The sequence below is a fragment of the Agrilactobacillus fermenti genome (assembly GCF_021030645.1).
GTDB classification, from domain to species: Bacteria; Bacillota; Bacilli; order Lactobacillales; family Lactobacillaceae; genus Agrilactobacillus; species Agrilactobacillus fermenti.
Genome location: NZ_JACGCJ010000030.1, coordinates 14381 through 35647, shown reverse-complemented (window position 1 = coordinate 35647; position 21267 = coordinate 14381). Strand labels below are relative to the sequence as shown.

Annotated in this window: 21 protein-coding genes, 6 tRNA genes, 1 rRNA gene and 2 riboswitches; of the genes, 19 read left to right on the top strand and 9 right to left on the bottom strand. The window is 40.2% G+C overall.

The genetic code is table 11. From position 1 onward, the window contains the following. Positions 1 to 9 precede the first annotated feature (9 nt). The 7 genes from rrf to FHQ08_RS10480 all read left to right on the top strand — a co-directional run bounded on the left by rrf (position 10) and on the right by FHQ08_RS10480 (position 4916). Positions 10 to 126, top strand: a 5S ribosomal RNA gene (gene rrf, locus FHQ08_RS10510). A gap of 32 nt (positions 127 to 158) precedes the next feature. Beyond that, a tRNA-Ser gene (locus FHQ08_RS10505) sits at positions 159 to 249 on the top strand. 10 nt (positions 250 to 259) lie between these two features. Next, positions 260 to 331 (top strand) — tRNA-Glu (locus tag FHQ08_RS10500). Between the two features lie 6 nt (positions 332 to 337). Continuing rightward, positions 338 to 410, top strand: a tRNA-Val gene (locus FHQ08_RS10495). A gap of 5 nt (positions 411 to 415) precedes the next feature. Then, positions 416 to 488, top strand: a tRNA-Asp gene (locus FHQ08_RS10490). A gap of 925 nt (positions 489 to 1413) precedes the next feature. Further along, a riboswitch (SMK box riboswitch) is annotated at positions 1414 to 1489 on the top strand. Then, positions 1487 to 2674, top strand: a complete 1188-nt coding sequence (gene metK / locus FHQ08_RS10485) for a methionine adenosyltransferase (protein ID WP_230914368.1) — start codon at positions 1487 to 1489, stop codon at positions 2672 to 2674. It overlaps the preceding riboswitch by 3 nt. Positions 2675 to 3428: 754 nt before the next feature. Then, entirely contained in the window at positions 3429 to 4916 is a 1488-nt protein-coding gene (locus FHQ08_RS10480; protein ID WP_230914367.1) for an MDR family MFS transporter, read from the top strand. Here the strand turns inward: FHQ08_RS10480 and FHQ08_RS10475 are convergent. Next, entirely contained in the window at positions 4852 to 5520 is a 669-nt protein-coding gene (locus tag FHQ08_RS10475; RefSeq protein ID WP_230914366.1) for a phosphatase PAP2 family protein, read from the bottom strand. The genes FHQ08_RS10480 and FHQ08_RS10475 overlap by 65 nt on opposite strands. 117 nt (positions 5521 to 5637) lie before the next feature. Between FHQ08_RS10475 and FHQ08_RS10470 the strand changes: the two genes are divergently transcribed. From FHQ08_RS10470 to FHQ08_RS10440, 7 genes are all read left to right on the top strand, one after another. Next, positions 5638 to 6795: a glucosaminidase domain-containing protein gene (locus tag FHQ08_RS10470; protein WP_230914365.1), complete on the top strand. Its 1158-nt coding sequence runs from the start codon at positions 5638 to 5640 to the stop codon at positions 6793 to 6795. Positions 6796 to 6948: 153 nt separating this feature from the next. After that, positions 6949 to 9360: a leucine--tRNA ligase gene (gene leuS, locus FHQ08_RS10465; RefSeq protein WP_230914364.1), complete on the top strand. Its 2412-nt coding sequence runs from the start codon at positions 6949 to 6951 to the stop codon at positions 9358 to 9360. Positions 9361 to 9496: 136 nt separating this feature from the next. Then, a riboswitch (PreQ1 riboswitch) is annotated at positions 9497 to 9540 on the top strand. A gap of 6 nt (positions 9541 to 9546) precedes the next feature. Continuing rightward, the gene (locus FHQ08_RS10460) at positions 9547 to 10038 is read left to right on the top strand and encodes a QueT transporter family protein (RefSeq protein ID WP_230914363.1); all 492 of its coding nucleotides are present in this window, start codon (positions 9547 to 9549) and stop codon (positions 10036 to 10038) included. Between the two features lie 28 nt (positions 10039 to 10066). Then, entirely contained in the window at positions 10067 to 10291 is a 225-nt protein-coding gene (locus tag FHQ08_RS10455; RefSeq protein ID WP_230914362.1) for a DUF2829 domain-containing protein, read from the top strand. Next, complete coding sequence (locus tag FHQ08_RS10450; protein ID WP_230914361.1) at positions 10273 to 11064, top strand: 3-oxoacyl-ACP reductase; 792 nt, start codon at positions 10273 to 10275, stop codon at positions 11062 to 11064. The genes FHQ08_RS10455 and FHQ08_RS10450 overlap by 19 nt, the downstream gene beginning before the upstream one ends. 253 nt (positions 11065 to 11317) lie before the next feature. Continuing rightward, entirely contained in the window at positions 11318 to 13024 is a 1707-nt protein-coding gene (locus FHQ08_RS10445; RefSeq protein WP_230914360.1) for a putative polysaccharide biosynthesis protein, read from the top strand. Between the two features lie 30 nt (positions 13025 to 13054). Continuing rightward, entirely contained in the window at positions 13055 to 13780 is a 726-nt protein-coding gene (locus tag FHQ08_RS10440; protein WP_230914359.1) for a pseudouridine synthase, read from the top strand. On the opposite strand, the gene FHQ08_RS10435 is transcribed toward FHQ08_RS10440, so the two are convergent. Next, a complete protein-coding gene (locus tag FHQ08_RS10435) occupies positions 13763 to 14644 on the bottom strand; it encodes an NAD(P)H-hydrate dehydratase (protein WP_230914358.1) in 882 nt (293 codons plus the stop codon). The genes FHQ08_RS10440 and FHQ08_RS10435 overlap by 18 nt on opposite strands. Before the next feature lie 65 nt (positions 14645 to 14709). On the opposite strand from FHQ08_RS10435, the gene FHQ08_RS10430 reads away from it, so the two are divergent. Further along, a tRNA-Leu gene (locus FHQ08_RS10430) sits at positions 14710 to 14794 on the top strand. Positions 14795 to 14940: 146 nt separating this feature from the next. Here FHQ08_RS10430 and FHQ08_RS10425 read toward each other — a convergent pair. Then, positions 14941 to 15237: a hypothetical protein gene (locus tag FHQ08_RS10425; RefSeq protein WP_230914357.1), complete on the bottom strand. Its 297-nt coding sequence runs from the start codon at positions 15235 to 15237 to the stop codon at positions 14941 to 14943. 278 nt (positions 15238 to 15515) lie between these two features. On the opposite strand from FHQ08_RS10425, the gene FHQ08_RS10420 reads away from it, so the two are divergent. Both FHQ08_RS10420 and FHQ08_RS10415 read left to right on the top strand, forming a co-directional pair. Next, entirely contained in the window at positions 15516 to 16019 is a 504-nt protein-coding gene (locus tag FHQ08_RS10420; protein WP_230914356.1) for a DUF1440 domain-containing protein, read from the top strand. A 15-nt stretch (positions 16020 to 16034) separates the two neighbouring features. Next, entirely contained in the window at positions 16035 to 16754 is a 720-nt protein-coding gene (locus FHQ08_RS10415; RefSeq protein ID WP_230914355.1) for a hypothetical protein, read from the top strand. A 69-nt stretch (positions 16755 to 16823) separates the two neighbouring features. Here FHQ08_RS10415 and FHQ08_RS10410 read toward each other — a convergent pair whose 3' ends face one another. Beyond that, a complete protein-coding gene (locus tag FHQ08_RS10410) occupies positions 16824 to 17561 on the bottom strand; it encodes a hypothetical protein (protein ID WP_230914354.1) in 738 nt (245 codons plus the stop codon). A gap of 105 nt (positions 17562 to 17666) precedes the next feature. Further along, positions 17667 to 18095 (bottom strand): hypothetical protein, encoded by a 429-nt coding sequence (locus FHQ08_RS10405; protein WP_230914353.1) that lies wholly within the window; start codon positions 18093 to 18095, stop codon positions 17667 to 17669. 143 nt (positions 18096 to 18238) lie between these two features. On the opposite strand from FHQ08_RS10405, the gene FHQ08_RS13045 reads away from it, so the two are divergent. Then, a complete protein-coding gene (locus tag FHQ08_RS13045) occupies positions 18239 to 18373 on the top strand; it encodes a hypothetical protein (protein ID WP_269073940.1) in 135 nt (44 codons plus the stop codon). 202 nt (positions 18374 to 18575) lie between these two features. On the opposite strand, the gene FHQ08_RS10400 is transcribed toward FHQ08_RS13045, so the two are convergent. From FHQ08_RS10400 to FHQ08_RS10385, 4 genes are all read right to left on the bottom strand, one after another. Next, positions 18576 to 19061 (bottom strand): TspO/MBR family protein, encoded by a 486-nt coding sequence (locus tag FHQ08_RS10400; RefSeq protein WP_230914352.1) that lies wholly within the window; start codon positions 19059 to 19061, stop codon positions 18576 to 18578. Between the two features lie 216 nt (positions 19062 to 19277). Further along, positions 19278 to 19460: a hypothetical protein gene (locus tag FHQ08_RS10395; RefSeq protein WP_230914351.1), complete on the bottom strand. Its 183-nt coding sequence runs from the start codon at positions 19458 to 19460 to the stop codon at positions 19278 to 19280. Between the two features lie 289 nt (positions 19461 to 19749). Next, positions 19750 to 19820 (bottom strand) — tRNA-Glu (locus FHQ08_RS10390). Positions 19821 to 20077: 257 nt separating this feature from the next. After that, positions 20078 to 20410 (bottom strand): hypothetical protein, encoded by a 333-nt coding sequence (locus FHQ08_RS10385; protein ID WP_230914350.1) that lies wholly within the window; start codon positions 20408 to 20410, stop codon positions 20078 to 20080. Between the two features lie 102 nt (positions 20411 to 20512). On the opposite strand from FHQ08_RS10385, the gene FHQ08_RS10380 reads away from it, so the two are divergent. Then, positions 20513 to 21193: a histidine phosphatase family protein gene (locus tag FHQ08_RS10380; RefSeq protein ID WP_230914349.1), complete on the top strand. Its 681-nt coding sequence runs from the start codon at positions 20513 to 20515 to the stop codon at positions 21191 to 21193. The last annotated feature ends 74 nt before the right edge of the window (positions 21194 to 21267 follow it).

The following is a 21267-nucleotide window of genomic DNA, read 5'->3' as shown; positions in this document are numbered from 1 at the left end:
CAGGAGAAGTGCGGTGGCGATAGCAAGAAGGCAACACCTGTTCCCATGCCGAACACAGAAGTTAAGCTTCTTAACGCCGAAAGTAGTTGGCGGGCAACCGCCTGCGAGGTTAGGAAGTCGCCGCGCTATTTTTTTGCCTAAAATTAGTTGGCAAAAATGGAGAGTTGTCCGAGTGGCCGAAGGAGCATGATTGGAAATCATGTATATGGGCTTAAACCTGTATCAAGGGTTCGAATCCCTTACTCTCCGTTTTTAGTTCGACCCGTTGGTCAAGTGGTTAAGACACCGCCCTTTCACGGCGGTAACATGGGTTCAAATCCCGTACGGGTCACTACTTGGAGGTTTAGCTCAGCTGGGAGAGCATCTGCCTTACAAGCAGAGGGTCACAGGTTCGAGCCCTGTAACCTCCATAACTGGTCCCATGGTGTAGGGGTTATCACGCCTGCCTGTCACGCAGGAGATCACCGGTTCAAATCCGGTTGGGACCGTGATGGAAAGCGTCATAAGCTAAGACAAAAGAAAATCTTTGTCTTAGCTTATTTTTTGGTCTAAATATACCTATTTTAATATAAGGCCGAAATTCATAAATGTTAAAAAATGAGACCCAAAACAAAATTGCATTTTGCCCTGGATCTCAAAGCTTACTTATTCAAAACTAAATGATATTCGCAATCAATAATAAGACAATAAATACAAGTTGATACTTTATATGTAAATTTGTTTTTGAAGTAAAACCTAAACTGATTAAGAAGAATATTGTAATAAGAATTTGTACTAAAGTAAAATAATTAATAAATAAATACAGGTTTAGAAATATCAAAATTAGACTAAGAACTAAGGGCGTTACATGGTCTTGTAAGAGTAAATACAAGATCACCGTAATAAGCGGTAGTAGCGTCAATATTGTAAGGCTAAAGGTAAGCATATGTGTCTGGATGATAACTGCCACTTCAATAAATAAAAAGAGACTAACTAGATTGATGATTTTTGTGAACTTTTCATTAAATGTTGTTTGTGTGATGCCAACCGTTAAAAGAACTAAAGCTATCATTAAAAGGCCGAGTGATCTTGAGACTTTAAATAAAATCAGACTACTGCTAAACAATGGTATAACTAACAAAAGGTAGCGCCACTTAGGATATGGCAAATATTTAAAAATGAGTAGTGCTACCAAGTAGATTAGAAAGGTCATCGTGTAAAGCGTCCAATTGGCTTTAAAACGAGGAAAAACCGTAGCTGGTATGATCAAGATAGTTAGTAAATCTAATATGTAATCAATAAGGTTGAAATGATTGGTGTTTTTTGTCAAAGTCATAACTCCTTTTCATAGTTTATATGCTATGCTATTACAGTTGTAGCGTCAATTACTAGCTAAGTTTATTTTGATTTTTATTTGTTAAAATGCTAAACTCAATTAGTTGACTATCATTCCCGATAGGATTCGCAGTAGCGAAGTACCTTGTAACCGAATAATGGGGGAAAAAAGATGCAAGAAAGACATTTATTTACATCCGAATCAGTTTCTGAAGGACATCCCGATAAGATTGCCGATCAAATTAGTGATGCAATTTTGGATGCGATGTTAGCGCAAGATCCTGATGCTAGGGTGGCTTGTGAAACAACTGTTACAACTGGTCTAGTTTTGATCACTGGTGAAATATCAACCTCTGCTTATGTTGATATTCAAAGTATTGTGCGGCAAACAATTCGTGACATCGGTTATGTCGATAACCAATATGGCTTCGATGGTGATACTTGTGCCGTTTTAGTTGCTTTAGACGAACAGTCACCCGATATTGCCCAAGGGGTGGATGACTCCTTTGAGAATCGCACGGATGATTCTGATCCTTTGGAGAAAATTGGTGCCGGTGATCAGGGGTTGATGTTTGGTTTTGCCATTGACGAAACACCTGAATTAATGCCATTACCAATTTCTCTAGCACATCGGATTATGCGTAAGGTTGCAGAATTACGCAAGACCAATACTTTGACATACTTGCGTCCAGACGCAAAGTCACAGGTTACGGTCGAATATGATGATGCCGGCAAACCATTCCGAGTGGATACGGTGGTAATCAGTACGCAACACGATCCTGACGTGACCCAGGAACAGATTGCTGAGGATATGATCGAGAAAGTTATCAAGCAAGTGATTCCTGGTCAGTTTCTGGATGAAAATACAAAATATTATATTAATCCAACTGGCCGTTTCGTAATTGGTGGACCACAAAGCGACGCGGGTTTAACGGGTCGTAAGATTATTGTCGATACTTATGGCGGTTATGCGCGACATGGTGGCGGTGCTTTTTCTGGTAAAGATGCGACTAAAGTTGATCGCTCGGCTAGTTATGCTGCTCGATATATCGCAAAAAACGTCGTAGCTGCAGGATTGGCACGAACTTGTGAGATACAGTTAGCCTATGCTATTGGTGTCGCAACACCAGTGTCTATTTCAGTGAATACATTTGGCACCAATCAAATTGCCGAAAGTGATATTGAACAGGCCATTCGAGACTACTTTGATTTACGACCGGCTGGAATTATCGAAATGCTAGATCTTAAGCGGCCAATTTATAAGCAAACGGCAGCTTATGGCCATTTCGGACGTACAGATGTTGATCTACCTTGGGAACGGCTAGATAAAGTTGATGTTCTCAAAAAATTATTAGATTAAACGAGATAAAGAGGCGTCTACACTATCAACAGTGTAGGGGTCTCTTTTTTTAGTACACCCGGCATGGGCGCTAGCTTGGTGGTGAAAGTCCACTATAGACCATAGTAGTCGGAACTATTAGCTGAGGACAAGGGTGTCCACCGCGAGGTGGAATCTGAAGCAAAGTGCTGAACCAATGAACAAGAAGTGGTAATAAGGCTGTTTGCAGTGGATAAGGTTGCTTAACAAACTGAAGTCCCATACTACTCGAAACTGTACGCAGCAAAGCCAATGGTTACATGGCACGAAAGTTAGTGTTCTTACCCGGGGAGGTCTGTTTCATACGTTCCCGACAAGAGAAACGAAAAGTTTCACAGGCACAAACCAGGCAGTGATGTCTAGCTGAATGAAATAGAAGTCAGCCGAGGCCATAGTAGTTGTCCTTGGGACAACAAAGGGCCGAATTTTAACAATTCTCATCGGAAGTGGAGGTGGAAATCATGGAAGAAAATCAAAACGAAGTACCGAAACCTTAGAAAGTTAGGGGAATCGGTGTCAGAAGTACGAATATTTTCTATTGGTATACCGCACATACTGGTGTACTGAAAGATACTCTAACAAATAAAAGACTGGCACGCCTTGGACTTATCAATCTGTCCACAACGTACCAGTCTATTCAGAAACGCTTAAGTTATTGAACCGCCGTATACGGAACCGTACATACGGCGGTGTGAGAGGTCGATCCATTAGGGTCTCCTACTCGATTGGAGGTAACATGACTAAAAAAACCAATGTCCCTTTGACGACAATCGCAATTTTTATTGCGACTTTCATGACCGCCATTGAAGGCACAATTGTTTCTACGGCAATGCCAACGATTATTGGCAATTTGCATGGTGTTGAATTAATGAACTGGGTTTTCTCGATTTTCTTATTAACCAGTGCGATGGCTACACCGATTTACGGTAAATTTTCTGACCGTAATGGCCGTAAGCCAGTATTTATCTTTGGCTTGATTATTTTTGTGGTCGGATCTTGTCTTTGTGGGCTTAGTACAAACATGATGCAGTTAATTATCTTTAGAGCGATCCAAGGTATTGGCGCCGGCGCGATTCAGCCGATCACTTTCACCGTTATTGCGGATATTTACCCTTTTGAGAAGCGGGCCAAAGTACTTGGCTTTAATGGTTCAGCCTGGGGGGTTGCTTCTGTAATTGCACCTTTATTAGGTGGTTTTATTGTTGAAAAATTAAGTTGGCACTGGATATTCTTTATTAATTTACCAGTTGGTTTATTGACCTTATTGATGATCAGTCTTTATTATCGTGAAAATCGCCAAGTGAATAAAACGTCAATTGATTGGTTGGGCAGTTTTTGGCTGCTAGTATTACTATTAGCCCTCATGCTTGTTTTTCAACTAATCAGTCAATCCGCTCAACCATTATTGATCAGTGGACTTATTTTGACTGCCACAATCAGCAGCTGGCTTTTTTACCGGCAAGAAAAAAAGGCCACTGATCCGATTATTGCTTTGAAACTATTAAAGAATAAAACTTTCGTTAGTCAAAACTTGGTGGCGCTATTAGTCAGCGGTTTTGTCATGGGCTTTGAAGTTTATATGCCGACCTGGGCCCAAGCTATTTTAGGTTTTCTACCGACTTCAGCCGGTTTTGTAGTGACACCCAGCTCACTAATGTGGATCGTGGGTTCATTCATTGCTGGTAAATTAATTTTGAAATATACGCCCCAGCATATTCTCAGCGGCGCACTACTTTGGTTACTTATTGCGGCATTCGTCATGGCTACAAATGGCATTGCCACACCTTTCGGCTGGTTCTTATTTTGGGCAGCCTTTATGGGCCTATCCTTTGGGGTAATTATTACAACAACCACCGTAACTATCCAAAGTGTGGTCGCTAAAAATGAGGTCGGTGTGGCTACCTCTCTAAATACATTGGCCAGAACATTAGGTCAAACGTTATTAGTTTCAATTTATGGTATTGTGATGAACCGGGCGTTATTACAGGGGACAAAAACCCATGCAGATGTAACGATGGCGCAATTGAATCGCCTAATTGATCCTTTGAAAGCTAGGACACTGCCCAAGCAACAGTTACCGACGTTACGCAGTATTTTGTACCAAGGGCTGCATTGGATCTATGTCGTAGCTGCTATTGTCATTATTTTAGCTTTGCTGATCAATTTATGGGACCAATATCATACGCGTCATCAGGCAAAGCAGCTCGTAGATAAGGTTGACTAATTCGAAAAGATACGATCAAGTTGCCTAACGCTAAACTCCAACCAGCTAAAACGTCACTGGGAAAATGAACTTGTAAGTAGATTCGGCTGCATCCCACTAAGAAAATCCAAAAAATGACGAACAGACTGAGTAGTATCCGGTTTTTACGCTGTCTAATAAAATACCAGGCTATAAATAACAAAGAGCCATATAGTAAAACAGCATTGGCTGAATGACCGCTGGGGAAACTATAGCCGCCTTGTGGGACAAGTTGCGTCAATGCGGGACGTTGACGTTGAATCAGTAGTTTCACACCGTGGTTGAGCAAATTACCAACGATTAAATTCTGAGTCAAAAAGAAACCAAGTACTTTTTTATGCGTCAGCCATGTAGAGATGATGAAGAGGCTAGCGATAACGATGGTTATGCCATTTTGTGCGCTATAAGTGATTATTCTGATAATCGGTGTCAGTTCTGGATGATGCAAACTGGCGATGGTGCGATGGCCCCATTGATCAAAGGCAATTAACAGCGGCTGTTTGGTCAATAAACTGATTAGTATAAAGCTAAAGATTAGATAGCTGACCAGGGCAATCATAGCCAGGTGTTTCTGAAGTTTTGTCAAAAGTACACACTCCTTTATACTAGTTATGATAATATTTTTTATCCAAACTTGAAAACTATTGCTGGTATTTATTCGGTATACTTTAAATGAATATTTGTAATTAATGAGGGATGAATCATGCAAACAAGACGCGAATTGATGACTCAAAGACGTTTCGCACGATTAGAACAGGAACAAAAGCGGCGTCGGCGGCATTTACGGCAGACAATTTCATTGGTCAGCGCTGGAACGGCATTGTCTGCAAGTGGCATGATTGATACACAGCAGACGGCTCGAGCCGATACCAATACAGTTCAAGCAACGCGCAATTTTCAGACAACGACTGGATCGGTTGGGTCTCAAAATATGACGTCAAGTAACCCTGAAAATTCCGCGACATCACAAACTGAAGATTATGTCGCGCCTTCAAAGGGACAAGGAGATATGGCCTTTTTGAATGCATTGGGTAATCAAGCGCGTACTTTAGCAGCTGATAATGATTTATATGCTTCGGTAATGATCGCCCAAGCGTTATTAGAGAGTAGTTGGGGGATGAGTGATTTAGCAGGTGCGCCAAATTACAATCTTTTTGGTATTAAGGGCAGCTATCAAGGTAACCAGGTGAGTTATAGTACTTTAGAAGATGATGGCACTGGCAAAATGTACAGCGTTCAGGCCAATTTCAAAAAGTACCCGTCTTATAAGGCTTCATTGTCAGATTATGTGTCTTTATTGCGTCACGGCACCGATGATAATCCTACGATTTATGCGGGTGCCTTTCGCAGCAACACTAAGTCTTATCTAGATGCAACTAAATGGCTTACGGGGCGCTATGCTACTGATACGCAGTATGCTGATAAGTTGGATCATTTGATTGAAACTTATAATTTGACTCAGTTTGATGGCCCAGCACTTGTAGATTATACCGTGCAATCAGGAGATTCGCTCTGGTCTATTGCCCAAAATACCGGTATGGACTTTAATCAATTGGTTGCAGTCAATAATTTGAGCAGTACTAGTGCATTGATGGCCGGGCAAGTATTGAAAGTTAAACAAACACAACCATCTAACGCGACACAGGCAGCAGCGCCACAACCTCAAGCTGAGAATGTAACAGTAACTCAGCCGGCAACGACTGCTAAACCACAATTGAAGCCAAAACGTGTGACTGTAACTGCGAATGACTCATTGGCAAAAATTGCAAAAGCGAACCATATTTCTGTGGCTAAGTTGAAGTCTTTAAACCATTTGAAAACAGATTTAATTTTAGTTGGGCAAAAATTAATTATCCGCTAGTATTGATTGGAAAATTGAAGTTTGTTATTATCGATTTATGTTTCTCCACATAGAAACGAGTCGATAGGACCAAAATTAGTCCTGTAGAACATGTCGTTCTATGGGCTTTTTTTGCAAATATAGGGATACATAGATAAATCGGAGGGTGCTTTCATGACGTATAATCACCATGTGGTTGAGAAAAAGTGGCAAAAATATTGGCACGAGCATAATGTTTTTAACACAACGAATGATCCTAATAAAGAGAACTTTTATGCGTTAGACATGTTTCCTTATCCTTCGGGCCAAGGCTTGCATGTTGGTCATCCGGAGGGTTATACCGCAACAGATATTGTTGCGCGGATGAAGCGTATGCAGGGCTACAACGTGTTGCATCCAATGGGCTGGGATGCTTTTGGTTTGCCAGCTGAACAATACGCGTTGAAAACTGGGCATGATCCTAAAAGTTTCACTAAAAAAAATATTGAGAATTTTAAACGTCAAATCAACGCTTTAGGTTTTTCTTACGATTGGAACCGCGAGATCAATACAACTGATCCAAGCTACTATAAGTGGACACAGTGGATCTTTGAACGAATGTACCAACGGGGCTTAGCTTATGAAGCTGAAGTACCGGTCAATTGGTCACCCGATTTGGGTACAGTTGTCGCCAATGAAGAAGTTATTGATGGCAAGACTGAGCGTGGTGGTTTTCCTGTTGTGCGTAAACCAATGCGCCAATGGATGTTGAAGATCACAGCTTACGCTGATCGATTACTAGATGATTTGGATTTAATTGATTGGCCAGAAAATGTTAAAGAAATGCAGCGTAATTGGATCGGCCGTTCTGAAGGTGCTGCGGTAACTTTTAAAGTGGTTGACAGCGAAGATACAATTGAAGTCTTTACCACACGTCCTGATACGCTGTTTGGTGCGACTTATATGGTCATGGCACCGGAACATGAGCTAGTCGATAAAATCACGACAGCTGAGCAAAAACAGGTGGTTAAAGCCTACCAGGATGAAGCAGCCCATAAGAGTGATTTAGATCGAACCGATCTAAATAAAGATAAAACCGGCGTCTTTACTGGAGCCTATGCGGTTAATCCAGTTAATGGCAAGCAGATTCCAATCTGGATTTCCGATTATGTTTTAGCAAGTTATGGGACTGGGGCAATCATGGCCGTACCAGCACACGATGATCGGGATTTTGCCTTTGCTAAAAAGTTTGATTTACCAATTATTCCAGTTGTCGATGGTGGTAATGTTGCCGATGCAGCCTTTACCGGTGATGGATTACACATTAACTCTGAGTTTTTAGATGGTACCAATAAAGATGAGGGTATTCATAAGATGATTGCTTGGTTGGAAGATCATCATGTAGGTGCTAAAAAAGTAAATTATCGGTTAAGAGATTGGCTGTTCTCGCGGCAACGGTATTGGGGTGAACCCATTCCAATCATTCATTGGGAAGATGGGGAAACAACCCTTGTTCCTGAAGAAGAGTTACCATTAATTCTACCAGAAACACCAGATGTTAAACCGTCTGGATCTGTGGAAAGTCCTTTAGCTAATTTGGATGATTGGGTCAATGTGGTTGACAAGAATGGTCGCAAAGGCCGGCGTGAAACAAATACGATGCCGCAATGGGCCGGTAGTTCTTGGTATTTCCTGCGCTTTGTAGATCCTCATAATAAAGAAGCTTTAGCCGACTATGATAAACTAAAAGCTTGGATGCCAGTGGATCTTTATATTGGCGGTGCGGAACATGCGGTGCTGCATTTACTTTATGCCCGTTTCTGGCACAAATTCTTATATGATATTGGTGTCGTACCAACACCAGAACCATTCCAACATCTCTTTAACCAAGGTATGATTTTGGGTGCAAACCACGAAAAAATGTCTAAGTCTAAAGGCAATGTGGTTAATCCTGATGATGTTGTTGAACAATTTGGTGCCGATACATTGCGGCTTTATGAAATGTTTATGGGGCCGTTGGATGCTTCTATCCCGTGGAGTGAAGAGGGACTATCTGGAGCACGGAAATTCTTGGATCGAGTTTGGCGGTTGATTGTTGATGATCAAGGCAAACTACGAGACCATGTCACAACAGAAAATGATGGGACATTAACAACTATTTATCATCAAACTGTGAAAAAAGTAACTGAAGATTTTGAAGCTTTGCATTTCAATACGGCTATCTCGCAAATGATGGTTTTTGTAAATGAGGCTTCAAAGGCCGATGCTTTGCCAGTTGAGTATATGGAAGGCTTAGTCAAACTATTAGCACCAATCGCACCACATATGATGGAAGAACTTTGGCAAGAATTAGGGCATGACGAAACTTTGACCTATGAACCTTGGCCAACTTATGATGAACAATACTTGATTGAAGATGAAGTTGAAGTAATTGTTCAGGTCAATGGCAAAGTTCGCGGGCACTTAAAAGTTGCTCGAGATACAGATAAGGTAAAATTAGAAGCCTTAGCTCGGGCAGATGAACATGTCCAAAAATTTGTCGGGACACAAACAATTCGTAAAGTGATCGTTGTGCCTAATAAGATCGTCAATATCGTTGCCAAATAAAACTATTCAAAGCTTTATTTGGATAATGCAACATACTAAAAAAGGCCGGATACCAATGATATTTTGGATTCGGCTTTTTGCTATGTTCAGAGGCAAGTTATTTTGCTATAATTACTTTTGTTTGTGTATTAAAGACACATAGGTGGTTCGCAAAATCCCACCTTAAAAAACTAAGGAGGCAATATTTTGGAAAAAGTTTCAACTAAAACGGCAGAAGTTACAAAAATCGCATTGGTGGCTGCGTTATACGTGGCCGTAACCATGGTAATTGTACCCTTTGGCTACGGGGCGATTCAATTACGTTTGTCGGAAGGATTTAATCATCTCGTAGCGTTCAATAAGCGTTATATCATAGCGCTGACGATTGGCTGTGCATTAGCTAACTTGGTTTCACCGCTGGGGATCGTTGATATTGTGTTTGGAACTTTAGGGACTTTAGTCATGACAACGATCAGCTACTTTTTAACCAAACGAGTTAAATCAGTGCCAGTGAAGTTAACGATCACAACGGTGGTTTGTACTCTGATGACTTGGAGCGTGGCTTTGGAACTTAATATTGTGACAAAAGTGCCGTTTTGGCCAACTTATGGCACAGTTGCTTTGGGTGAATTATTGTCCATGGCATTAGGCGCCATTCTTGTTTATCTCTTACAAAAACGAATTGACTTTACAAAATAATTAATAAAATGAATTTTGAGGTGTTTGGATGACTTTTGAAAAGATTTTACCAGAAATTAAAAACGGCAAAAAAGCAGTTCGCCAAGGCTGGGGTGGCTCAGAGCTTTATATTTTTGAAGTACAACAGCCCTTAGAAAATGGTGAAGCAGTCACACCATATTTCTTGATACGTACCAAAGAGGAACCTGCACTTTCCATGTTTCAACCGACAGTCTGTGATATTTTAGCAGATGATTGGGTATTAGTAGACTAGTGACGCAGCCAACTTATCCTGAATTAGTTGGCAAGACTGCGCTGATCACCGGTGCAAATTCTGGGATCGGGTTCCAACAAACGTTACAACTTTTACAGCAAGGTACCAACTGTTATGTGACCGATCGCCAACTTGGCAACGCCTTGCAGACGTTGCTTGACCGTTATCCGCAGCAGTTAAATTTTTATCGCTGTGATTTAAGTCAAGAAGATCAGCTGCAACAAACTGTTACCAAGATAAAGCAAGATCTTGGGCGAGAAACAATGGCGTTTTTGCTCAATACAGCCGGGATACTCGATGGTTACCGGCCCACACTAGAGACAACCAGCCAGACTTGGGATACATTCATGCAGACAGATCTAAAAAGTCAGTTTTTATTAGTCAATGCATTTTTACCGGACATGATTCAAAACGGCCATGGAAAAATCGTGAATATGGCTTCGATTGCCGGTTTAGTTGCCGGTGGGGGCGGCGCCGTCTATACCGCAGCCAAACATGCAGTGATTGGCTATACGAAACAACTAGATTATGATTATGCGGCTAAGGGAATCAGTGCGAATTGCTTGGCGCCGGGGGCAATCGATACACCCATGAATGCTGCCGATTTTGCTGGAACGGGCGCCATGGCTAAAGCTGTGGCTCAACAGACACCAGCTAAGCGTTGGGGGACAGCCAAAGAGGTTGCTTTAACAACCCTATTCTTACTGAGTGATGGGGCTGATTTTATCCATGGCGTTGTGATTCCAATTGACGGCGGTTGGATCGAGCAATAGTTAAAATAACTCACAATAGGTTATGTAAATTTGAGTGGCTGAGACGAAACGAATGTTTTGTTCTTGGCCACTTTTCCATTATGTTTATTTCTAAGATAAACCGTTTGTGACGTTAATTTGCCATGTGCTCAGACTTATTTTATAATTCTTAAATTTTTAGGGATTAATTTTTAAATTCACTTAAATAAAATTGCGGCGGACGGGAGAATAACTTACAATGTAGTTTAATCGTGTTTTAAAGGAGAACGGATCAATGGCTAATTCGCCAGAAAAAATAAGTGCTCAAGAAACAGCACATACTGAAGATAAACCAGTGCAATCGTCTAAAAGTTCCTTGCTCAAGGGCTCAGCTTGGATGACTGCTGGTAGTATCTTTTCCCGGGTATTAGGTGCTATTTATATTATTCCTTGGACAACTTGGATGGGGGCACATTCCTCATCTGCAAATGCAATTTACAGTAAAGGTTACAATATTTATAGCATCTTTCTAGTTATTTCGGCAGCAGGCATCCCTGGGGCCATTTCAAAGCAAGTAGCCCATTATAATTCTTTGAATGAATATGCGCTAGGTCAACGATTATTTAAACAGGGTATGAAAATCATGGCCTTGTTTGGCTTTGTTGCGGCGCTGGTGATGTTTTTTGGTGCGCCAATACTATCCATGGATTTTGGCACATTTAAAGTCGATCAACGAACGGTGCCACTATTTCGTTCCTTGAGTTTTGCGTTATTGTTAATTCCAATGATGAGTATTACCCGAGGCTTTTTCCAGGGCTACAATGAGATGGCGCCTTCAGCCTTATCCCAGTTTTTTGAGCAGCTGGGTCGAGTAGCTTACATGTTATTACTGACCTATTTAATCATGCGGGTAGGTAGTGGTAATTATGTTTCAGCGGTGACTCAATCTACCTTTGCGGCATTTATTGGGGCAATCACGGGGATCGGGATCCTATTTTGGTATTACCTGAAACGCAAGCCTAATTTGGATGAATTGGCCGCTAATTCCGCCAATGAGATCAATATCTCAACTGGACAGATCATTCGTGAAATCATCCACCAAGCCATCCCATTCATCATTTTAGATAGCGGGACAACTTTCTTTCAGGTTATTGATCAATATACCTTTCCACCAATGATGCGTGATTTTGTGAATGCTTCGCAAAATACGATTGATGCGATGTTTGCAATTTTTAACTTTAATGCGAATAAACTCGTGATGATTACGGTGTCTTTAGCCACTGCCTTGTCATTAACTGTGGTGCCATTACTATCTGGCGCCCACGCCCGTAAAGATATCAAAGGGATTCAGACACAAATTAATGATGCGGTGGAGTTATTTATGTTTGTCATGGTGCCGGCATCATTTGGCATGGCCGCCTTGGCGCACCCACTATACGTCTTATTTTATAATTCTGGTGACTTACAATCCTGGGCCATTCCACTAGGCACCGTCGTATTACAATTTTATAGCTACCTCGCAATTTTTTTGGGTCTATTTATGGTTCTAGCTTCAGTATTACAAGGCCTTTATATGAACCGAAAAGCGATGTTATATCTTGGTTTCGGTGTCATTACCAAAATTATTTTACAATATCCTATGATTTATTTCTTTAGGGTGTTTGGGCCTTTGGTAGCTACTCTAGCCGGTATGACCGTTGCCTGTGGCTTTATGTTTTGGGCGTTATATCGGATCTATGGGTTCAACTTGAATCGCTTATTGCGGCGTATTTTCGGCATTGTTATTTTTGCAACTATGATGATGATCGTTGTTTGGTTGGTAGTCAAAGGCCTTTATTTATTTATCAATCCATACAGCCGTTTTATGACCGTTATACCGCTGGCATTCGGCGTACTCGTTGGGATTGTTATTTATGGTTATCTTACTTTAAAATTTCATTTAGCAGATCGAATTTTAGGGTCTCGAGTTGCTGGCATTCGACGCCGATTAAATATTAAATAGAAGTTAATGATTCGATGAAAGGAATTAAATATGCGTTTAGATAAATATCTCGCTGATTTGCAGATCGGGACACGAAAAGAAGTGAAACAGCTGCTGAAACAAAAACGAGTCAAAGTGAACGGGTCCATCGTAAAAGATGCAAAATTTCAGGTAGAGGCAACACAAGATGAAGTTACATTTGATGAGATTCCATTGGTTTACCAAGTCAATTTTTATTACGAAATGAATAAGCCGGCTGGTGTCCTTTCGGCAACGCATGACAAGGTTGATGATACAGTGATCGATTTATTACAGCCTAATGATTTTAGAGCTGATTTATTTCCGATTGGCCGCTTAGATAAGAATACCACCGGGTTATTGGTAATCAGTAATGATGGTCAGTTAGCACATCGACTTTTGAGTCCTAAGCATCATGTGGCTAAGATATATGAAGCAGAAGTGCAGGGGGACGTGTCGGCACAAGATATTGCTATTTTTGCAGAAGGTATCGAATTAGAAGATTTCACAACGCAACCAGCGCAACTGGAAATTTTAAAAAAAGAAACAAGCGCAGACCAAGTAGTCTCGCTTGTGCGGGTAACAATTGCGGAAGGAAAATTTCATCAAATCAAGCGGATGTTTAAAGCGGTGGATAAATTAGTATTAACCTTAAAACGCGTGCAAATGGGCGGCCTAGTTTTAGATGATCAGTTAGAGCCCGGCACTTACCGAGCATTAACTGTTGATGAAATCGCTATGTTAGAAATGAAAGCCTAATTGATGGGCTTGGTTGGAACGATCAGCTAATTGATGCATGAAGTAGGGCAGGCGTTCACTTAATCGTTGTGGTAAAACCACATATTGTTCTTGATAGATTTGATCAGCTACGGCACTGTGGGTATAAACACCCGCAAGTATACTGGCAGACAATGGTTTAAATTGACCAATAAAAGCTGCTAGAATACCTGTTAATGCATCGCCAGAGCCACCCGTCGCCATTCCGGGATTGCCCGTTGTATTTACCCAAATTTCCTGATTAGGTAAGTAAACCTTTGTTTGGTTGCTTTTGAGTACAAGATAGATGTTTTTGTTTTGAGTGACCATTTTTTGTAAAGCCTGCTGATTATTTGCGTCAGTTTGGTTCGCAATCGTAATGTCTGATAGCCGCTGCCACTCCATCTGATGCGGGGTGAAAATCAGATGACCTTGTCTAGGCAAGGTTAACTTTTTGGCGGCAATCAGTGTGATTGCTGAGCCATCAATAATGATACTTTGATTTTCACTGACTTGATTTAGAACAGTCCGTAAAATTTGTTCACTAGGTGCATCGGTCCCTAGGCCAGGGCCAATGACGACTACATCCATCTTTGCCATCATAGTGCTCAAAGCATCTAAGTCATTAAAATCTAAAACCATACTTTCGGGTAGGCGCGCATGTAGTGCGGTAAAGTTCATTGGATCCGTGGCTGTAGTGACGAGACCTGCACCAGCGTAAACTGCGGCTGTGGCACTCATAATCGCAGCACCACCAAAATTTTGGTTGCCCCCAATGATCAGAATGCGGCCATAATTGCCTTTGTGGGTGGCGGACTTTCTTGGAATAACGGTTTTTTTGACGAAATCTAATGTGATTTTATTCATAAAATACCTTCTTAAAATTTATGCTTTTAATTTTGCTGATTTCTGGTAAAATATAATATGTTGTTGCCGATGTGGCGGAACTGGCAGACGCGCAGCGTTCAGGTCGCTGTGGGATTTTATCCCGTACAGGTTCGATTCCTGCCATCGGCATTTTTGAGTGTTTACTAGTTTTACCAGAGTTTCGATTTAATACCTATGAACCTTGATGTGACAAGGTTTATAGGTATTTTTTTATTTTAAGGAAATTCAAAGTTTTTATATGTTCTATTAAAAATACAGAGTGGGGTAACATTCGTTTAATTTTTTCTGTTGGATTCTTTGTTTAATCTTTCTACTAGTAACTGTAAGGGCAGTAGGTCTACTGTTCCAGTTGCTGGTCTGTAGTTATAGTCTAACTCTTTTCCAGTGCGACTTCTTATTGAACGTTCTAATATATCGACGAGATCAAGTAAGTAATAAGCGAGTAATCTGGATTCTTTACGATCCATTTCTTTTCCATTTAAAACATAATTCTTGCCGCAAAAATAAGCACCAATTAAATTTTCTAATAGTTGATCAACACTGAAAGTTGCATTTTTGTTTTCTTTAGCCATAAGAATTTACCTTTCTAAATTTAGCTTGAAATATAAAAAAAAGAGAGAAAGCTTTTTGAAGTTGTAATTAGATAACTGAATCATTTATTTGTTGAAAAAGATATTGTTGCTTAGGAAACCAAATAGATAACCTGCTTATTTTCAATAGTAATTACAATTATAACATTACTATATGAAATACAATTAACTTTAGAATTTGAGTCCATACCAGCCGCCAATCATGTCAAAAATAGTCCCACGTTGTATAATAGCTTTAAATTACGTGAGGAGGTTTTTTCATGACAAAATTTAAATTATGGCCTGCTATTGCAGCTGGAACGGCAGCTGGTATCATCGCTGGCATGGTCAAAATGGGTTGGGAAAATTTGATGCCACCCCGAACACCAGCTCGGGATGCGACGAATCCGCCGCAGCAAACATTAGAAAACTTTGGTGTCAGCACTGAGGCTGCCCATGCAACGTATAGTTATAACGGTCACGATTTACCTTGGCCAAGTTACTTGGTTCATTATGGTTTTTCAACAACTTTTGGTGTGGCCTATATGGTATTAGGGCATTATTTGCCAATTCTTAAGTTAGGTCACGGCACTTTATTTGGTATTGGCGCTTGGGCTGGGGCACATTTATTTGCTTTACCCGCTATGAAAGTCGTGCCCGCTGCGAAAGATCAACCAATGGAAGAGCATGTTTCTGAACTGTTGGGCCATATGATTTGGATGTGGACAATTGATGCGGTGGGCAGCAAGGTTTATGAGCGCAAGGTTGAGCAGTCTAATCACTAAAGAGGGCTATTAAAGATGACTCACCGACAATTGGAGCAACTGGCAAAATCAACTGAGTCACAATATCGCCAGCAGATGTTGGCTGCTGTGGGCGAAGCATTGCCGCTCGGTGTGCATATTGTTGGTGTCAATTTTGCTCATGACAGTGTGAGTTCTTATTGGCTATTATCGCGTCAAAAAGGGCAGCACATGCAGTGGCTGACGTTAAGAATCGCCAATCATCCTTCATGGTTGAAAAATGCTCAGCAAATTGAGGTAATTTGGTCGCAGTTTGACCATCCTGGGAACTTGATGCCTCGGATACGATATTTATTAGCGCGTACAGATTATGAGGTGCCTTGGTTTAGGTTAGATTCGTTAAGTCAGGCAATACTACAATATTGTCTATTTTTGGAGCGAAAGCGGTTAGTTTGGTATATTCGTTTACCGATAGTTATCGCCCAACACCATAAGCAGCGGCCCATTGATCTTAAAACGGATTTTCCTAAGGCACATTTATTGCTTGGTGATCGTAATAATCCCAATAAAGGTTTGAAATGTCTCGATTCACCAGACTTTCAAAGCCGGCTTGGCCAGTTATACGGTCAGAACTTATTATTTTCCCAATTTTCTAGTCATCAATTATTAGCATTATTGCCGACAAATCAATGGGTGCAAAAAATTCTGCAGCAGATGCCGTTCGTTAACAGTTGGCGTCAAATTCTCCGTAAAAATTTTGGGATAAAACAATTCTAATTTAAGTAACAAAAAAACACTGTCTTAACAAGATGTTTCAGGTTAAGACAGTGTTTTTATATGCCAATTTTAACGGCGTTTCCGTCTGGAATTGCCAGATTTTTGATGTCGTTGCCGCCGAGATTCCCGCGTCGGTGTTTCAGTCATACTTGACCTTATCGGTTGGGCCATCGGATTATCAGGCATTGGGGCTGATCGCAAGTTTGGATTTCGGGGCGGTAGTTGATTGGTTGGTACAAAATCAGTATTTGCCTGTCTAGGCGGTAATTGTTGGTTTCTCAAAGGTTGTGGTTGACGATAATTTTGCCCCGGTTGTCTGGAAAGTTGCGATTGCGGACGCTGATTTAAATAAGCGGCTGACTGATCTGGTTCAAATGCCTCAGACGCAGGATCAGTGGTCAGACCGCCACGTCGATGCCTAGTATTTTTTTTATCCGTTTGATCACCAGCATCCGTAAAGACAACTTTGATGATATGCCAGAGCAAAAAGCCGACGCCAAGCAATAAACCTAACCAAGCCCACACGTTTAAAAAGTTATACAAAACGGCGTCATTACGGGCAAAGAACCAGCCAACAAACATGAAGATGAAGTAGATTATCTCCGGAATGAATGATTCTGATCGGTAGTAGACCATGTTGATAATGCCACTGATCAAATAACAGGCTGAAATGGTAAAAGCAGTATAAACAATTTTTTGACTTGAGTCAGTGGTGATGCTTTGTGACCAAGCAGAATATGTCTGGAACACGATAAATACCGCGATAAAATACTGCACGATGCTCACAAAAAGCTTAGTGGCTTTCATCGTGTAACCTCCTAGTCAATTCAATACTAAAATTATAGCTTATTTAGCTTAGAAATTAAAACAATGGTCTAAGTTTAATCGAAGCTTAAATTTAATTTAAAGGGTTCAGTCCGCGACTTCTTGATAGGGTTGTGATTGTTGACCCTGATCATCAATAAAAACAATATCCGTAAAGAAGTCTGTGGCTTGAGTAAAGAAAAACTGATAGAATGCTGGAAAATTCTTTGCTAAACCGAGCCAATGCTGATACATCTCAAAATCATTATCAAACATAGCTAAATTAAAATCGGTCTGCTGGACATCCAAAAAATTCTGTACAACTGAGTGAAAAAGCCACCCCATAAATAATGGGATATCTTCAGAACTAATTTTATGATCTTTTGTCTGGGCACGATAATGCTGATTCGTATATTCAATCTCAGAGTCATTTTTAGCAAAACTATAAAATTTGGCTTCCGGATAGATACCAGCTGTTATTAATTGATCATAATAGGGTTGATCATCCTGGTCGAGTTTTAAGTATTGTTTTGGCAAGGTTATGCCTCCCGTTCAAAATAGTTACTGCAAGCATTCTAACATACGAACCTAAAAGTTTGACAATAATTTTTGAGAAGCGTATAGTTATACCAATCGCTACCAACGACCGTCTAATTATTAACCTTAGGAGGTCCTTAGATATGAAATACAAAATTATGTTAAATACCGAAACTCAATTATTTACTGTTGTTGATGCTCACAACAAGATGGGTCAAGGTATTACCATCCAAGCGGCTATCAAAGCGCTCAAACATAATCCCCAAGTTGCCGCTTAATTAAATTTAATACAACTTCGTAGTCATTTACATTAGGTAGATGGCTATTTTTATATCGCGTTCAAAATAAAAAAGCCACCCAACCGGTGACTTATCTATGCTTCCTCCCAATAAATTCATTATAACTAACGGGGTGGAAGAAAAGTTTCAAGTTCAGATAAATTTTCTGTTCAAATATGAATTTAATGCTTTTATCGCCAAATTAGTTTAACCAAGCAACGCCAAAAGATAGGTAAGTGGCAAATAAGATCCAAATGAGATAAGGCACCATCAAGTAACTGGCAAAGACTTGAACTTTACTAAATTGCGCAATACAAGCGATAACTAAAATATCTAGTAAGATAATTAATGCAAAGCCAAGCCAGTAGTTGTTCCCAGAGAAGAAAATAATCGTCCAGAGAAAGTTGATCAACAACTGAGCCCCGAATAGAATCAAACTAATTCGTTTTAAACCGCTGGTTACTTGAGCCGAAATCAGCAGGTATAAGGCTATGCCGATAAATAAATACAAGATGGGCCATACAATGCCAAAAACAGGTCCAGGTGGTGAAAATGGCGGTTGATTCAAGTTATTATAAGTTTGACGTATATCGCCGGATAACAAACTTGATAGAAACCCAATACTTTGAATAACCACGATGCAAAGAATCAAGGGCAGCCAATTGATTGCTTTTAAGGTTTTGACCATAGTTAACGCTCCTTTTTATAATTAGATTTATAATCTTATTATTCAGGGTACGTGCCTTTTTGCCAAGAAACGATGGCCGGTTGACGAGAGAATATGATGAAGTCAAGGTTTTAGTGTTGTTTTTCAGGGGCCATAGAAATAACGGGTGTTTTAACAGGGCCTGGTTTTAACAACATCCCAATGCTAATGTCCCCGTACTTTATGGTCGTGTGATTCTTATGTTCGATCATAGGCAATGTAGATTTGCTTAATCAGCAAGTAAATAGCAAGTGCATCGACGCATAAAAGAGCTAATAAGTTTGTAAAGTGAGCGAAGAACACAGTTGCGACCAGTAACAGTAGAGCAAATAAATAGAATACGGTATTTAAGAACAGGTTATAGTTATCGATATTTTTCATAATATTGCCTCCTTTCACTTTTATTAAATCTCATTAACACAAAATACAGAAATTGAAATAGAGGTGACTCAATATATATTCATAGAGTGGATTTAATTCAGTTTAAAAGTGTTGATCTTAAAGTATTTGTCACCAAAAGAGGATTTTTGGTGGCAAAACTACTGTTTTTAAAGTGATTTGGTGACAAGACTTTTGCCGTTCTCTGCCGTTTTAAGCAAAACAAAAAGCCCCAAAACACTGATTTAACAATGTTTTGGGGCAACTCATCTGTTCTCTGCTGTTTTAATTATAGCCCGTACGGGAATCGAACCCGCAACTCCGCCTTGAGAGGGCGACGTCTTAACCATTTGACCAACGGGCAATAATGGCACAAAAAATATTTTAACTGACAATGACTAAAAATACAAGCTAAAGTTAACTTTTTCGGTCTAAAATCCAAATTAAAATCAAACCAATGAAAAGTAAACTACAGTATAAGACACAACCGAAAAAGGCAAAAACTAACCAAATTGTGGTAAAGATTTGGCGTAAAATTAGTAGCATCAAACCAACCAGTACAAATGTCAGTAATTGCGTGCGCAGAGATTTAAAGATGCGAGCATAGTCACGATGTTTCATTATTCAAAAGACAGCTCAACTAATAGTAAGCCCAGATCCGTTAGATGCGAGGTTGTCAGCCAGACATTTTCAAAAGTTTTTTTAGATTTTTCAGCGGTCATTTGGAAAAAATAAGTCAATAAGTCATGATTAGACTGAATTTCAGCTGTTGGCATACGTAACACGTGTAATCTTCGATCTGGGAATTGTTTAACGTCATAGGAGTAGTATTTATCGGATAGTCCAAAGGTTAGAACATTCGCATAGTTTAAGGGCTCTAAGACGACTTTAGTGGGATTTTTCTGGATAAATTCCAGGATCTGAATATTTTGTTCTGACTTGTTTTGTGTCATATTAAACTCCATAATATTATTATATTTGTAAACGTAGCGCGACCAAAAATGAGTATGCTTAATTTTAGCATGATTTGTTGATAATAGTAAGGAGTGGGGGAAATGACAACTAATCTGATCTTGGTTCGACATGGTCAAACCCAGTCAAATAAAAAAGGCCGTCTACAAGGCTTAACGGATTCACCACTAACACCAACGGGGATTGCTGCTGCGGAAAAAGTTGGCCATATTTTACAGATAATTCCCATCAAACATGCTTACTGCAGTGATAGTCAGCGGACTAAAATGACTGCACAAACCATTCTCAAAGCTGCAGATCAAGTAGTCCCACTGGAAGAAGTTTCATTTTTACGGGAGTATAATTTTGGCAATTTAGAAGGTGTGACGTATCGCCATATTTTTATGCGGATGGTGCATGCTTATGGCCTGCAAAAAACGGTGTTGCTATTTAATGATCCTAAACGATTCTTAGGTTTTATCAACGCCTTACATCAACTTGATCCGACCCACCAAGCCGAGTCTTATCAAGAAGTAAAAGAGCGGTTGTTATCTGGTTTTGGCCGACTTTTAAACCGATTTGAGGTTCAAGATGGCAATATTTTGGTTGTATCACATGGACTGGTGTTAAGTACCTTTATCTATCTATTAGATCCGACACAAGTGCCCCAGCGGTTGATCAAGAATACGGGCGTTAGTATTGTGCAGTATCATCAGGGCGACTGCCAAGTTCAGTTGGTCAATAGTGCCGATCGCCAACAAATTCGTGCAAAGTTACAGATTTAAGACTTTACTTTTGAACGGTTCAGCGTATAATGACACCTTGTCATGTGACAGGGTGTCATATTTTGTAAAGGAGT